A 13,081-nucleotide genomic window follows, 5' to 3' on the forward strand; every position below is an offset into this window, starting at 1 on the left:
GGGCGCGGTGAAGACGGTGGAACACGCGGTGGTGTGGGGGTGGCCGTCCTCAGCCGGAGACGGCACGCAGCCCGCCTGGGCGACGGCCGGCGAGGGCGTCCAGGGCGGCCGCGGTGGCTTCGTCGGCGGGGAGATAGACGATGAGCTGCTGGTCGTCGTCGGCGGAGAGCTCAAGGGTTTCGTAGGTGAGGCGCAGGTTGCCCGCCGCGGGGTGGGTGAGGCGGGTGGTTCCGGTGGCGGCGGCGAGGCTGGGCACGGATTCCACGCGGCGGGTGAACTCGGCACCGGCGGCGATAGTCAGTTCGTCGGCGAGAGCGGCGATATGCGGGTCGCTGCGGAACGGGCCTTGTTTCAGTGCGGCGACCAGTTCGTCTGCGATGTGGTCCCAGTCGGGATAGGCGGTGCGGGCGCGCGTGTCGGTGAAGGCGAACAGGGCGAGATTGGCGCGGTGTTCGTGGTCGAGCAGTCCGATCGGCGCCATCAGGCGCTCGAATCCCTCGGTCCAGGCGAGCACCTCGCGCAGTCGGTTGACAACCAGCGCGGGCGCGGGTTCCAGGCGATCGAGGATGGCGCGGACCGCGGGCCGCACCTCGCGCGGCGGTTGCGCACCGCCCATGCAGTTGAAACCCGGATCGGCGCCCTTGGTGAGACGGTGCAGGTGAATGCGTTCGCTCGGCGTCAAGGCGAGGGCGTCGGCGAGTGCGGACAGCACCGGCGGTGAGGGTCGGCGGTCGCGTCCCTGCTCGAGGCGTGTGATGTATTCGACGCTCACACCCGCCAGGGTTGCCAGTTCGGCGCGCCGCAGGCCGGGGGTTCGGCGGCGCGGTCCGGTGGGCAGGCCGACCTGGGCCGGTGTCACCGCCTCACGGCGGGTGCGCAGAAAGAGACCCAACTCGTTGTCGCTCACTCCTCGACGGTACAAGCGCGGTCGGCGCCGAGGGTGTCCCTGCTACTACCACTCTTCGCACGGTCTTCCTGGCGGCGATGCCAGGCAGCAGATTGGGACTCGAACAATTCCTGATCGAAGGAGAACACCATGTCCTTGAAGCTCGCGGTGATCATCGGCAGCGTCCGGGAGGGACGCTTCGCGCCGACCGTGGCCAACTGGTTCGTCGAGGAGGCCGCCCGGCACGGACAGTTCGAGATCGACCTGATCGATCTGGCCGAGGCCGATCTGCCATTGGCGCTGCCCGCGGTTTCCCCGGCGATGGACCCCAATCCGGAACGCCCGGCCGGGATGACCGACCTCAGCAGGCGGCTCGGTGAAGCGGATGCATTCGTCATCCTCACTCCGGATTACAACCGCAGCTACCCGGCCGCGCTGAAGGCCGCCATCGACTGGCACTTCACCCAATGGGACAGCAAGGCAATCGGTTTCGTCGGCTACAGCGGCGCGAGCGGCGGCCTGCTCGCCATCGAACACCTGCGCCAGGTCTTCAACGAACTCAATGCCCACACCGTCCGCAACTACGTCAGCTTCCCTCGCTACTACCTGCTCTTCGATGCCGAAGGCAAACTCCTCGACCCGGCCGAACCCGCCGCAGCCGCGCAGTCCATGCTCGACCAACTCCACTGGTGGGCAAGTGCCCTCGCCGCCGCCCGCTCCGTCCCCGCCGCCGCATAGCGGGGACCTCGTGGCTGCCTCGCACAAGGTCCGTCCTATGCGAGGTGGGCACTGCTTATGCGACAGCGGGGATGCGTCTGGCGGGGCGGGGGAAGGGCGATAGGGTTCGGGAGTGGCTGACTACTCCTCCGATCTCGAACTTGCGATGCGATTGGCCGATGAGGCCGATGGGATTACCCGGGCGCGGTTCGGAGCGTTGGATTTGCGGGTCGACGCGAAGCCGGATCTGACGCCGGTGTCGGATGCGGATCTGGCGGTGGAGAAAGCGATACGACAGGTGCTCGGGCAGCAGCGGCCCGGGGATTCGGTGCTCGGTGAGGAGTTCGGCGGTGACGTCGAGTTCAGTGGGCGGCAGTGGGTGATCGATCCGATCGATGGCACCAAGAACTTCGTGCGCCGGGTGCCGATTTGGGCGACGCTGATCTCGCTGCTCGAGGACGGCGTTCCGGTGGTCGGCGTGGTGAGCGCGCCCGCATTGGCGCGCCGGTGGTGGGCGGCGGCCGGATCCGGTGCCTGGGCCAGCGTCGATTCCGATGCGCCGAAACCGATTTCGGTCTCCGCGGTCGGTGAGCTCGGCTCGGCCAGCCTGGCCTTCTCCAGCCTGTCGGGCTGGCGCGAACGCGGTCTGCGGGAGAAGTTCCTCGACCTCACCGACGCGGTATGGCGGGTCCGCGGCTACGGCGACTTCTTCACCTACTGCCTGCTCGCCGAGGGCGCGGTAGATATCGCCACCGAACCCGAAGTCTCCCTGTGGGACCTGGCCGCCCTCGACATCCTCGTCCGCGAAGCAGGCGGCCGCTTCACCTCCCTCGCCGGCACCCCCGGCCCCCACGGCGGCGACGCCATAGCCACCAACTCTTTACTCCACGACGCTGTCCTGACAACGTTGAACTGAGCTTCGCGAAGCCTTCTATCGTCTCGAATCGGCCGGAGTCAGGTCGATGCCCGCGGGCGGACGTAGTCGACGCAAGGTTCCATCCATGCTCGTGACGAACAGTGCCCATCCGTCACCGTCGCGAGCGATCCGCACGGAGGTCGCGCCGTCCGGCGGGTTACGCACCGGGCCGGGTTTGATCAGGCCGGTGATGATCGTGCAGCCCGCGCCGGTGGCCGGATCGATCTGGTAGACGGCGCCTTGGATGTGGTCGGCGACGAAAAGCTGACCCGCGCGCGTCGCTTCCATATCGTCGAGCAGCGCAACCAGATCGGGAGCACCGGCGACGACCGTCGCATTGTCGGGATCGTCGAGCGGGACGCGGAAGATACGCAGGGTCATATTGTCGGTGTAGATCGACTTCCCATCGGGAGCGAGCGCCAGTCCATTCGTCCAGGGCAGGTTGGACCAGGTCTTCGTGTACTCCCCCGTCGAGGGCCGATACCGCGAAATGCCGGTCGGCGGGCCGTTGATGCCGATGGTGGCGAATACCAGGTCGCCGTCCGGCAATTCGAGCAGCCCGTTCGGACCGTTCAGCTCGGTGAGCAGAATCGTCACCGCACCGGTATCGATGTCATAGCGTTGCAAGGTGCCCGGCGCCTCCGCCAGACCATCGCCGGTGACGAAGTAGACCGATCGTCCGACAACCCGCACACCCGCAGGGTGATCCAGACCGGTTACCAGTTTCGCGAACTTGCCCGCGGCATCGATATGAGCCAGGTACCCGTCGACGATTCCGGTGACATAGAAACCACCAGACCCGTCGGTATCGAGATTCTCCAGATTGCCGACCCCGCTGACGATCGTCGAAACGTCCCACCCATCCGCACACGATCCGGACGGCGTCTGCGCCCCGGCCGTCGCCGCGGACATGACGCCCGCCGTAATCGCCGCGGTCAGCAGCGTTGCCCTCAGTCGCCGACTCCGCGGCCGTCTTGCCATGCGGCACAACCTAACAGCCGCGCTGGAATGTTGCCCGGGGCGGACAGCCCGCCCCGGGCGACTCGACTCACGGAACGAACAACATCGCGATCATATTGACGACCCCGGAGACGAACTGATCGACAATGCGAAGAACCATGGCATCTCCTTACTCGTACAGCGGGATTCAGCCTCGACGAAAGGGCACGGCCGAGCACTGCGGACGGCACCTATGTAGATAGGCGTCGATCGTTCTTCGTTGCGGTCGGGCTCGTGGATGGCCGCAACCGGACCGCTCAGCTCAGATGTTTCGCCGCAGGCCACATTTCGGACATGGGTGCTCGCGGATTGCGGCAGATGAACAGCGGTTGGCCCTGTTCGTCGTTGTCGATGCCGAGACCGTTGTCGATGTGACCGGCGGGTTCGACTTCGGCGAAGAACCCGGTCAGATGGTCACGATCGAGGCCGACGACGATCACGGCGGAGGCTGTGTCGCTGGGCGGGCCCCACCACCAGTAGGAGTTGTGGCCGCTGTGTGGAGTCGGTAATCCGTACTCGCCGCCGAAGCGTTCGATCGCGCCCGCCTCCCCATAGTTGTCGGTAAGGATGGCGACGTCGGGTCCGAGCGTGGCGCGCACCTCGGCGATTCGGCGCACGAACTGCGGCCAGCCGATGGTCTCGCCCGCGTCGTAGTTGATCGCGAGCACCGGCGAGTCCTTCAGTGCCGCGACGGGCAACACCGGCAGGAACAGCACCGCGGAGACAATCGCATTCACCGCGATGACCGAGCCCACTGCCGCCCAACGGATTCGCCGATTCCCCAGCCGAGCGGCGACCGGTACCGCACCGGCGGCCAACAGAATCGGATACATCCCGCCCAGGTAGTACGCCTTCCCGCCGCTGACCAGGAAAACCACGAACAGCGCCGCATACGCGACCGAAAACGCGCGCCGACGCGGATCTCGCCACAGTTGCCATAGCCCGATAGCCCACATCGGCACCAGCAATGGGCCCATCAGCCCGAATTGCGACAACACGAACAGCACCGGCGAATCCGACGTTCCGGAGGACCCGCCCGCGATCGCCCGACTCATCTCCCACTGCGGCCAGCCATTGCGCCACTGCCACAACAGATATGGCAGCCAGATCACGATCGCCAACCCGACGGCCATCGGAAAGTACTTGGTGGCGAATATCTTTCTCGGGCCGACGAGCACCAGCGCAAGCACCAGCGCCACCACCGGAAAGATCAGCAGCGCCTTGTTCTGCAACCCGACCCCGACGACCAGCCCGACGCCGAGCCAGCACCGCGGCCCCAACCCACCGACACCCACGCGCCCATCTGGCCCACCTCGCAGCAGCCCCAGCACCAGCAGGCAAACCAGAACGCACGCCGCCATATCGAACGACGCGGTACTCAGCAGATGACCGATCCCCATCACCATCGCCGCACTCGCGACGGCAACCGACGCCAACACCTGTGCCCCGCGCCCACCGCCGAGCTCGCGCGCCATCAACCCCGCGGCAACGACAACGAATGTCGCCGCCGCGATCGACGGAAGTCGTAGTAGCAGTAACGAGTCGGCATCGATTGCAGACATCGCGCGGGCCAGTAGCGGAGTCAATGGCGGCTGATCCGGATAGCCCCAATCCGGATGCCTGCCCGCCGCAAGAAAGTACAGCTCGTCCCGGTGATAGCCGTAGCGCGTGGCATATGCGGTGAGTAGTGCGGCAAACAGCACAGCGACGACGGACAGCGGTCGTCCGACGACTTTGGGCACTTGTCCAGCCTGACACAGTTCAGCGGCGTATGCTGCACCTCGACGCACTTCTTACTCTGGAGTAAGATAGCTGGGACAAGACCTCACCCACCCACCCGAGAAAACAGGTGATGATGAGCACTCGAGACAGCGCAACGAAGCGACGTCCAGACACGTCCGCGGTCGGCCTGAACCACCCCAAACGGGACTGGATGGGCGCGGCAATGCGGGTGATGACGACCATTACCGGGTCGGAGCTCGCCGAGAAGTACAACCTGCGCAAGCCGATCGAGCGGGTCACCTACGAAGGCACCAAGACCGGTTTCCGCACCCTCGGTGCCGCCACTCGCGCCTTCGCCAAGGTCGCCGGTGGTGGTGCGCCGAAACGCTTGGCGGACAACGAGTCCAAGAACAAAGACTTCTTCGACCTGACCCCGAGCGACGAGCAGCAGATGATCGTCGAGACGGTGAAGGAATTCGCCGCCGAGATCCTGCGCCCGGCCGCCTACGAGGCCGATAACGCCGCCAAGGCCCCGCGCGACCTGCTCGAGCGCGCCGCCGAACTCGGCATCACCCTGATCAATGTGCCCGAGGAGCTGGAAGGCGCGGCCGCCGAGCGCGGCGCGGTCACCAACTCGCTGGTCGCCGAGGCGCTCGCACACGGTGATATGGGTCTGGCCCTGCCGATTCTCGCGCCGAGCGGTGTCGCGGTCGCCCTGTCCCAGTGGGGCACCGACGCGCAGCAGCAGACCTACCTGCCCGCCTTCACCGGCGAGAATGTGCCGCAGGCCTCGGTCGTGATCAACGAGCCGCGCGCGCTGTTCGACCCGTTCGCCCTGCAGACCAAGGCCACCCGCTCCCCCAGCGGCTACCGCCTCAACGGTGTGAAGAGCCTGGTCCCGGCCGCCGGTGATGCCGAACTATTCATCGTGGCCGCCGAGCTCGACGGCCGCCCCGCCCTGTTCATCGTGCCGTCGGACAGCCAGGGTCTGGTCGTGGAGGCCGATCCGAGCATGGGTCTGCGTGCCGCCGGTCTCGGTCGCCTGCTGCTCAACGACGTCGCGGTCGGCACCGACGCCATCCTCGGCGACGGCGATGCCAAGACCCGCGCCGAGGAATACGCCGACGCGGTGCGCCTGGCCCGCCTCGGCTGGGCCTCGCTGGCCATCGGTACCGGACAGGCCGTGCTCGATTACGTGATTCCGTATGTGAACGAGCGCGAGGCATTCGGCGAGCCGATCTCGCACCGCCAAGCGGTCGCGTTCATGGTCGCGAACATGGCAATCGAACTGGATGGCCTGCGCCTGGTGACCCTGCGGGGTGCGTCCCGCGCGGAGCAGGGGCTTTCCTACGCCCGCGAGGCGGCACTGGCGCGCAAGCTCGCCACCGACAAGGGCATGCAGATCGGTCTCGACGGCGTGCAGCTGCTCGGCGGCCACGGCTTCACCAAGGAACACCCGGTCGAGCGCTGGTACCGCGATCTGCGGGCCATCGGCGTCGCCGAAGGTGTCGTGCTCGTCTGACCGGCTGGTTCCTTACTTCCAGGAGACATCACCATGATCAATCTCGAACTCCCCAAGAAGCTGCGGGCCAGCGCCAACCAGGCCCATCAGGTCGCCCAGGAAATCTTCCGGCCGATCTCGCGCAAGTACGACCTCGGTGAACACGACTACCCGGTCGAGCTGGACACCATGGCCGCCATGGTCGAGGGACTCGCCGACTCCGGCACCCAGAAGATCGGCGGCGCGGCCGGTGGCCGTTCCGACGGGGACGAGCACGCCACCGAGCTGCTCGGAAACACCAACGGCGGCAATATGTCCGCGCTGCTGAACGCGCTGGAGACCTCGTGGGGCGACGTCGGCCTGATGCTGTCGATTCCCTACCAGGGGCTGGGCAATGCGGCCATCGCGGCCGTCGCCACCGATGAACAGCTGAAGCGGTTCGGCAAGGTGTGGGCCTCGATGGCCATCACCGAACCGTCCTTCGGCTCCGATTCGGCCGCCGTCACCACCACCGCCGTACTCGACGGCGACGAGTGGGTGCTCAACGGCGAGAAGATCTTCGTGACCGCGGGTCAGCGCTCCACCCACATCGTGGTGTGGGCCTCGGTGGACCGCAGCCTCGGCCGCGCGGCGATCAAGTCGTTCGTCGTGCCGCGCGACGCTCCCGGTCTTTCGGTGGCCCGGCTCGAGCACAAGCTCGGCATCAAGGCCTCCGATACCGCGGTACTGCTGTTGCAGGACTGCCGGATTCCGAAGGACAACATTCTCGGCAGCCCGGAAGTCAACGTGGAGAAGGGTTTTGCCGGGGTCATGCAGACCTTCGACAACACCCGTCCCCTCGTGGCCGCGATGGCGGTCGGTGTCGCTCGGGCGGCGCTGGAGGAGTTGCGCGCCATCCTGAAGGATGCGGGCATCGAACCGTCCTACGACATCCCGGCCAATAACCAGCCCGCGGCCGCCGCCGAATTCCTGCGGATGGAGGCCGATTACGAGGCCGCGTACCTGCTGTCGCTGCGCGCGGCGTGGATGGCGGACAACAAGAAGCCGAACTCCTTGGAAGCCTCGATGTCCAAGGCCAAGGCCGGCCGGACAGGCACCGACGTCACCCTCAAGGCCGTCGAACTCGCGGGCACCATCGGATACTCCCAGCGCACGCTGCTCGAAAAGTGGGGCCGTGACTCGAAGATCCTCGACATCTTCGAAGGCACCCAGCAGATCCAGCAGCTCATCGTCGCCCGCCGCATCCTCGGCAAGACCAGCGCCGAGCTGAAGTGATGCCGAACTAGCAAGTGCTACAAGGGAAACCGGTGCGAGTGACGCGCACCGGTTTTCCTATTCAGAGCGGGTTCGAGGCACCCGCCGTAACCGGTGAAGTAACGCACGGTATCTTGGCGAGCTGAGATTCAGCGGACGAATTCCATCGAGCAGTACCAAGAACCCCAACAGGAGACTGGTTATGCACAGGCTGGGTTTGATACGTCGCTTCACCGCCGCATTCGCGGCAACCACCGCATTCGTCGCCGTATTCGCGGGTCATGCCGCGGCCGGGCCGGCGACGATCGACTGGAATACGGCCACGCAGCAATTGCGGAAGGCCGCCATCGGCAATCCCGGCGCCGAACAGGCAGTGGACCGGCTGCTGGCATCCGGGCAGGTCGCCACCCAGGTGGCAGTGCCCGCACAGCCGTTCCAGATCCCGGCTCAATCCGATATCGGACGCGGTGACGGGCCGGGCATCTACGGGTCCGGCATCGCCCTCGGATACGACGGGCTCCGATTCGGATTCTTCGGCGGACCGGGCACGATCGCACCGGATCAGACCGGGGCCAAGTTGCAGATCCTGTGGATCAATCTGTCCAACGGCCGCAGCGGCACCGAGGTGCTCTCCGAGCACAACGACGCCACGGTCGACACCACGATCCGCACGCGTCCGGTCGACACCGGTGCCGGCCTCATCGTCGGCGCGGTCTACGGCACCCTGTGGCACCGCTGGCCCGTCCCGGTCAGCGACGCCAACCCGGACGGTTTCCAGTACAAACTCGCAACCATCTCGGTCCCGTCCTTCGGATCGATCTACAACTGACCATCCGGCACGCGAGCCCGGCACGGATTTCCGTGCCGGGTTTTTGCATCACATCAGCCAGCCATTGCCAGCAATTGCGTAACTCCGTAAATTTGCGCTCGTGAGCGTGGAGGACCGACTAGCGAAGCTCGAACGCCGACTCGCGGCCATGGACCTCATCAAGGATGGCAGCGGGCAAGCGAGTGGATCCGCCCCGCAGGGAGGGTGGGCACTGCGCCGGCTTCATGAGGAGTTCGCGAGTGCGGACCAGCGCAATGGCGGGGTGATGTTCGCCGGTTCGGGCTCACTACCCAGCACGGAAGAGTTCGACTGGCAGGTCCAGTTCAGCACCGATGACATCGTCGGCTACGACTGGGACGATGCCGCGGAATGCCTCGCCGCCCTTGGTAGTCCGGTCCGCCTGCGCATTCTTCGGGAGATACTTCGGGGCAGCAGAACCGCCGCCGAACTCACAGACCTCGGTGAGGTGGGTACCTCCGGCGAGATCTACCACCACCTCCGTCAACTAGCAGCTACCGGCTGGCTGCACACCGTGGGCCGCGGCTACTTCGAAGTCCCCCCGAATCGGGTCGTTCCCTTGCTGGTCGCGCTGGCTACCGCGCGGAGATGACCGAGCGGTGGCGAGCGCTTCTCGCGTTTGCCGCCACGGTTTCGACGGGACCATTCTGTCCAGCCCGCATGGCGGCGAGTGTGATGTGAGTCATAGCGCTGATACGGTTGGTGAGACAGAACTGTGGTTCGAGATCGCTTGGGCGAGTGCCGACGCGAGTTGCTGATAGAGGTGGTCGACGATGAAGTTGGCGCATGCGCTGGAGGTTGTGAAGGCATTCGGGGTGCTGCGGGCGCGCGGGGTCAGCGATCCGAAGAAGCCGCTGGAAACCTTGCGGACGGTGAAGGAATCGCAGGTCTACGGGCCGCAGGCGACCTTGATCCGGCATTCGGCCCGCATCGTGCCCAATGCCCCAGGGCTGGTTGACGAACGCGGCGAACTGACCTACCGGCAACTCGATGAGCAGTCGACCGCGATCGCTCGCGGGCTGCGACAGGCGAATCTGACCGAGGGGTCCGTGGTCGGTGTGCTGGCCCGCGACCATCGCGGTCTCATCCTTGCCATGGCCGCAGCGGGCAAGCTCGGCGTGCGGGTCGCGCTGATGAATACCGGCTTCGCCAAACCGCAGTTCGCCGAGGTCTGCGAGCGTGAGAAGGTCAAGGCCGTCCTGCATGACAGCGAGTTCCTCGGCCTGCTCGACGCGCTGCCGCCGAATCTGCCGCGCTACCTCACCTGGGTCGATGAGGGCACCGAATTGCCCGAGGGCGCGCAGACTCTCGACGACCTCGTCGCCGCCAACTCGACCGCGGACCTGCCCGCACCGTCCAAGCCGGGTGGGTTCGTCATCCTCACCAGCGGCACCACCGGCCTGCCGAAGGGCGCACCGCGCAGCAAGGTGACCCCGCTGGCCACCGCGCAGATGGTGGACCGAATCCCGTTCCCGGTCAGGGGAACTCAGGTCATCGTGTCGCCGATCTTCCACAGCACCGGCCTCGGCACCTACCTGGTGGCCTCCGCGATGAGCAATAAAGTGGTGGTGCGCCGCCGTTTCGACGCCGAGGCCACGCTGAAGATGGTGGCCGACCACAAGGCCGAAATGCTGGTCGCGGTGCCGACCATGCTGCACCGGATGTCCGAATTGGCTCCGGAGGTCCGCGCCAAATACGACACCACCTCGCTGAAATGCATTCTGCTCGCGGGTTCGGCGCTGTCGCCGGAGTTGTGCGCCAAGGCCACGCAGATCTTCGGACCCGTCCTGTACAACCTGTACGGCTCGACCGAATGCGCCGTCGCCACCGTCGCGAACCCGGACGATCTGGCCATCGCACCCGGCACCGTCGGCCGGGCGCCGATCACCTGCGAGGTCCGGCTCTACGACGATAACGACAAGCGGGTCAACGCGATCAATACCACCGCGCGCATCTTCATCCGCAGCGGTGCGCCGTTCGAGGGCTACACCGACGGCAGGCATAAGCAGATCATCGACGGCTATATGTCCAGCGGCGATGTCGGCCACTTCGACGAGCACGGCCTGCTGATGGTGGACGGCCGCGATGACGACATGATCGTCTCCGGCGGCGAGAACGTCTTCCCGCAGGAAGTCGAGAACCTGCTGCTGGAGCGGCCGGATGTATTCGATGCGGCCGTGGTCGGCGTCGACGACGCGGAATTCGGCAAGCGCCTGCGCGCCTTCGTGGTCCCCGAGGCCGGTCACTCTCCCGACGGCGAGGAGATCAAGGCCTACGTCAAGGAGAATCTGGCCCGCTACAAGGTGCCGCGTGAGGTGATCTTCCTCGACGATCTGCCCCGCAACCCCACCGGCAAGCTGCTGCGCCGGGTCCTCGTGGAGTACGAAGTCAACGCTTAGACCTTGGCCGCAGGGGACAACTGAGATACATGACACAGCGAGTCACAGATGCTTGCTATTGTTAGCGGCAGCACTGGATCTCGAAGTTGCGGTCCACACCACCCCCGGTCCCGGTGGGTGGACCGCGGAAGGCGTTGACGAATGTCCCTATCCCTGCCTGCGCTGAACGATTCCGTCCGGAAAGCGGGCGATCTCGCCCAGGGCGTGAATGTCATGGTCAAGCGGCGCTTGTTCAATCCGCTCCGACCCGATCACGCGGCACGGTCCGCGTTCAATGTGCTCAAATTCGGCCCGTTCGCCGGTGTCGTCATGCACGCGGCGCAGACCAGACCGGATGCGGCGGCCATCGTCGACGAGCGCGGCGAGGTGAGCTTCGGCGAACTCAACGAGCAGTCCAGCGCCCTGGCTCGCGGGCTGGAAGCACAGGGAATCAAGCCTGGTGACGTCGTCGCGCTGCTGGCGCGCGACCATCGCGGCATGGTGCTGAGCCTGCTCGCGACCGGCAAACTCGGCGTGCGCACGGTGCTGATGAATACCGGCTTCGCGAAACCGCAGTTCGCCGATGTGGCCGCGCGCGAGAGCGTCAAGGCCGTACTGCACGACAGCGAATTTTTCGACCTGATGAGCGCGATCCCGGCCGAGATCCCCCGGGTGCTCACCTGGGTGGACGAGAAGGACGATGTCGACCCGTCGGTGCCGACCATCGAATCGCTGGTCAAGGCCCGCTCGACCGCGCCGCTGCCCGCGCCCGCGAAACCCGGCGGCATGGTTATCCTGACCAGCGGCACCACCGGCACGCCGAAGGGCGCGCCGCGCGACCGGGTCAGCCCGTTCGCCTCGGCCCAGTTCGTCGACCGGGTGCCGTTGCCCAATAACGGGACCATGATCATGGCCGCGCCGATCTTCCACGGCACCGGACTTTCCCAGTTCACCCTGGGCCTTGCCCTCGGCAACCGGGTGATCTTCCAGCAGCGCCGGTTCGATCCGGAGAAGACGCTCGCGAATATCCAGCAGTACCAAGCGGATTCGCTGGTCGTGGTGCCGACCATGCTGCAGCGCATCCTCGATCTCGGCGACGAGGTGCTGGCCAAGTACGACCCGCGCACCATCAAGGTGATCTTCGCGGCGGGTTCGGCCATCGCACCCGATGTGGTCACCCGCACCCTCGACTACTTCGGCGACAGCCTCTACAACCTGTACGGCTCCACGGAATGCGCGGTCATGACTGTCGCGACCCCGGAGGATCTGCGCAAGGCCCCGACCACCGCGGGCAAGGCGCCGGTCGGCATCCGGATCGTGCTGCTGGACGAGAACCGCAAGCCGATCACCGAGCCGAATGTCACCGGCACCATCTTCGTGGACAACGGTTTCGCCTTTACCGGCTACACCGACGGCCGCACCAAGGAGATCGTGGACGGCATGATGTCCAGCGGTGACGTCGGGCATTTCGATGCCGACGGTCTGCTCTACATCGACGGCCGCGACGACGACATGATCGTCTCCGGCGGCGAGAACGTCTTCCCGCTCGAGGTAGAGAACCTGATCGCGGGCCGCGACGATATCTTCGAGGCCGCGGTGGTCGGCGTGGACGATCGCGAATTCGGAAAGCGGTTGCGCGCCTTCGTCGTTCCCGGTCCGGAGTCCAAGCGCGATGCACAGGAGATCAAGGATTACGTCAAGGCGAATCTGGCGCGATACAAGGTGCCGCGCGAAGTGATCTTCCTCGATGAGCTGCCGCGTAATGCGACCGGTAAGTTGCTGCGCAAGCCGTTGATCGAGATGGAAATCGACGCGGACTGATTCAAGGCTGAGCCGCACACCTGCGAATTCACCAGGTGTG

The 13,081-nt window shown here is 66.0% G+C and carries 11 protein-coding genes; 8 read left to right on the forward strand and 3 right to left on the reverse strand.

The features are described from left to right. Positions 1–49 precede the first annotated feature (49 nt). Complete coding sequence (locus tag ON44_RS25350) at positions 50–907, reverse strand: helix-turn-helix transcriptional regulator (protein ID WP_040694441.1); 858 nt, start codon at positions 905–907, stop codon at positions 50–52. A 129-nt stretch (positions 908–1,036) separates the two neighbouring features. On the opposite strand from ON44_RS25350, the gene ON44_RS25355 reads away from it, so the two are divergent. Together ON44_RS25355 and hisN are read left to right on the forward strand one after the other, a co-directional pair. Further along, complete coding sequence (locus ON44_RS25355) at positions 1,037–1,624, forward strand: NADPH-dependent FMN reductase (protein WP_040694443.1); 588 nt, start codon at positions 1,037–1,039, stop codon at positions 1,622–1,624. A 112-nt stretch (positions 1,625–1,736) separates the two neighbouring features. Continuing rightward, positions 1,737–2,519, forward strand: a complete 783-nt coding sequence (gene hisN, locus ON44_RS25360; protein ID WP_040694446.1) for a histidinol-phosphatase — start codon at positions 1,737–1,739, stop codon at positions 2,517–2,519. 15 nt (positions 2,520–2,534) lie between these two features. On the opposite strand, the gene ON44_RS25365 is transcribed toward hisN, so the two are convergent. Both ON44_RS25365 and ON44_RS25370 read right to left on the reverse strand, forming a co-directional pair. Next, on the reverse strand, positions 2,535–3,500 hold the full coding sequence (locus ON44_RS25365) for an SMP-30/gluconolactonase/LRE family protein (protein WP_040694448.1): 966 nt from the start codon (positions 3,498–3,500) through the stop codon (positions 2,535–2,537). A 275-nt stretch (positions 3,501–3,775) separates the two neighbouring features. Next, the gene (locus tag ON44_RS25370) at positions 3,776–5,260 is read right to left on the reverse strand and encodes a glycosyltransferase family 39 protein (protein ID WP_245567326.1); all 1,485 of its coding nucleotides are present in this window, start codon (positions 5,258–5,260) and stop codon (positions 3,776–3,778) included. 107 nt (positions 5,261–5,367) lie between these two features. Here ON44_RS25370 and ON44_RS25375 point away from each other — a divergent pair, with 107 nt between their 5' ends. The 6 genes from ON44_RS25375 (at position 5,368) to ON44_RS25400 (ending at position 13,041) form a co-directional block, all read left to right on the forward strand. Next, on the forward strand, positions 5,368–6,762 hold the full coding sequence (locus ON44_RS25375; RefSeq protein ID WP_373283205.1) for an acyl-CoA dehydrogenase family protein: 1,395 nt from the start codon (positions 5,368–5,370) through the stop codon (positions 6,760–6,762). Positions 6,763–6,795: 33 nt separating this feature from the next. Then, positions 6,796–8,016 (forward strand): acyl-CoA dehydrogenase family protein, encoded by a 1,221-nt coding sequence (locus ON44_RS25380; RefSeq protein ID WP_040694453.1) that lies wholly within the window; start codon positions 6,796–6,798, stop codon positions 8,014–8,016. A gap of 181 nt (positions 8,017–8,197) precedes the next feature. Next, on the forward strand, positions 8,198–8,824 hold the full coding sequence (locus tag ON44_RS25385; protein WP_040694455.1) for a hypothetical protein: 627 nt from the start codon (positions 8,198–8,200) through the stop codon (positions 8,822–8,824). Positions 8,825–8,924: 100 nt separating this feature from the next. Continuing rightward, entirely contained in the window at positions 8,925–9,434 is a 510-nt protein-coding gene (locus tag ON44_RS25390; RefSeq protein WP_083898135.1) for an ArsR/SmtB family transcription factor, read from the forward strand. A gap of 181 nt (positions 9,435–9,615) precedes the next feature. Continuing rightward, positions 9,616–11,241: an acyl-CoA synthetase gene (locus ON44_RS25395; RefSeq protein ID WP_040694458.1), complete on the forward strand. Its 1,626-nt coding sequence runs from the start codon at positions 9,616–9,618 to the stop codon at positions 11,239–11,241. A 141-nt stretch (positions 11,242–11,382) separates the two neighbouring features. After that, complete coding sequence (locus ON44_RS25400) at positions 11,383–13,041, forward strand: acyl-CoA synthetase (protein WP_040694461.1); 1,659 nt, start codon at positions 11,383–11,385, stop codon at positions 13,039–13,041. Positions 13,042–13,081: the final 40 nt, after the last annotated feature.

The sequence above is a fragment of the Nocardia vinacea NBRC 16497 genome (genome assembly GCF_000308835.1).
GTDB lineage: Bacteria > Actinomycetota > Actinomycetes > Mycobacteriales > Mycobacteriaceae > Nocardia > Nocardia vinacea.

What these genes read in the sequence shown, in the direction of transcription:
- ON44_RS25355 (WP_040694443.1), top strand. Translation starts at nt 1,037, where the DNA reads ATGTCCTTGAAGCTCGCGGTGATCATCGGCAGCGTCCGGGAGGGACGC.
- ON44_RS25395 (WP_040694458.1), top strand. Translation starts at nt 9,616, where the DNA reads ATGAAGTTGGCGCATGCGCTGGAGGTTGTGAAGGCATTCGGGGTGCTG.
- ON44_RS25400 (WP_040694461.1), top strand. Translation starts at nt 11,383, where the DNA reads ATGTCCCTATCCCTGCCTGCGCTGAACGATTCCGTCCGGAAAGCGGGC.
- ON44_RS25365 (WP_040694448.1), bottom strand. Translation starts at nt 3,500, where the DNA reads ATGGCAAGACGGCCGCGGAGTCGGCGACTGAGGGCAACGCTGCTGACC.
- ON44_RS25385 (WP_040694455.1), top strand. Translation starts at nt 8,198, where the DNA reads ATGCACAGGCTGGGTTTGATACGTCGCTTCACCGCCGCATTCGCGGCA.
- ON44_RS25380 (WP_040694453.1), top strand. Translation starts at nt 6,796, where the DNA reads ATGATCAATCTCGAACTCCCCAAGAAGCTGCGGGCCAGCGCCAACCAG.